Annotated in this window: 1 protein-coding gene; it reads left to right on the top strand. The window is 48.4% G+C overall.

The genetic code is table 11. The features are described from left to right. Positions 1–593, top strand: a 593-nt coding sequence (locus SB772_RS39090) for a transaldolase family protein (protein ID WP_410838399.1), incomplete at both ends; no start/stop codon positions are given.

Here is a 593-nt window from a genome sequence, read left to right as displayed (position 1 = left end):
GGACGCTCGCTTATCTTACGACACTCAAGCGACAATCGACAAAGCCTTGGCCTTTATGGAGGCTTATCAAAAAGCGGGGGTCGACTCAGAACGAGTATTGATAAAAATGGCGGCGACTTGGCAAGGCATCGAGGCCGCACGCTATCTTGAAACCCAAAATATTCATTGCAACCTGACCCTACTGTTTGGACAACACCAAGCGATTGCCTGTGCAGATGCTGGTGTGACCCTGATATCACCTTTCGTCGGCCGTATTCTAGATTGGCAAAAACGACAACAAAGTCGTCAAAACGTACCGGCTTCTGATGACATGGGCGTACAGTCAGTCAAGCTCATTTATCAGTATTACAAACAGCACGGTTACGAGACGCAAGTAATGGGCGCTAGTTTCCGCTCTACCGAGCAAATTTTGGCATTGGCAGGTTGTGACTTGTTGACGATAGCTCCCAACCTCATTGATGAGTTGGCAGCCATGGATACCGAGGTAACTCGCCAACTGTCTCCGAGTATGTCGATGGATATGAAGGCGATGACTCAGGTAAGCTTAACGCATGAAGAGTTTAGTGCTGCGTATCAGCAAGACAAGGTTACAC

The sequence above is a fragment of the Paraburkholderia sp. SIMBA_030 genome (genome assembly GCF_046535245.1).
Taxonomy (GTDB): Bacteria; Pseudomonadota; Gammaproteobacteria; order Burkholderiales; family Burkholderiaceae; genus Paraburkholderia.
Note: the sequence above shows the minus strand (reverse complement) of the source record. Positions and strands in the feature narration are given on the sequence as shown.